At 65.9% G+C, this 574-nt stretch carries 1 protein-coding gene; it reads left to right on the top strand.

The features are described from left to right. Nucleotides 1–558 (top strand): transposase (locus FXF52_RS41240; protein WP_148805073.1); only part of this gene is annotated, 558 nt, incomplete at its 5' end. Between the last annotated feature and the right edge of the window lie 16 nt (nt 559–574).

Genomic DNA, 574 nt, shown 5'->3' with positions numbered 1-574 from the left:
ACGGTGCGCCGCGAGCAGTGGCGGCTGATCACCAGCCTGACAGACCACGCCCGCTACCCCGCCCGAGAGCTCGTGGACCTCTACCACGAACGCTGGCAGGCCGAGACCACCTACTACTCGATCAAAGCGACCATGCTCAACGGCCGTGTCCTGCGCTCCCACAGCATCCCGGGGATCGAGCAGGAGGTATACGCCCTACTCACCGCCTACCAAGCCCTCATCCGCGCGGCCGCAGACGCCGCATCAACCCAGCCCGGCATGGACATGGACCGGATCAGCTTCACGATCCTCATCGAAACCGCCGTCGACACGATCACCACCGCCAGCGCGATCCTCCCTGACGGCCCCGCCGACCTCCTCGGCGCAATAGGCCAAGCCGCCCTGGCCAACCTCCTGCCCGCACGGCGCCGCCCCCGCGTCAAAGCCCGCACCCGCAAGAACCCGACCAGCAAGTACAGCCCGAACACCGGACAACACCCAACAACCACACAGACCTACAGCTTCCACGCCGAAATCACACTCTTCGAGAAAGGACTTGCCTCCCGCCCACGGCGCTAAACGCAACGGCGTTGAC

The sequence above is a fragment of the Micromonospora sp. MP36 genome (assembly GCF_008119785.1).
In the GTDB taxonomy this organism is placed as follows: Bacteria; Actinomycetota; Actinomycetes; order Mycobacteriales; family Micromonosporaceae; genus Micromonospora.
The sequence above is the reverse complement of the archived record's forward strand: the minus strand, read 5'-3'. Positions and strand labels throughout refer to the sequence as shown.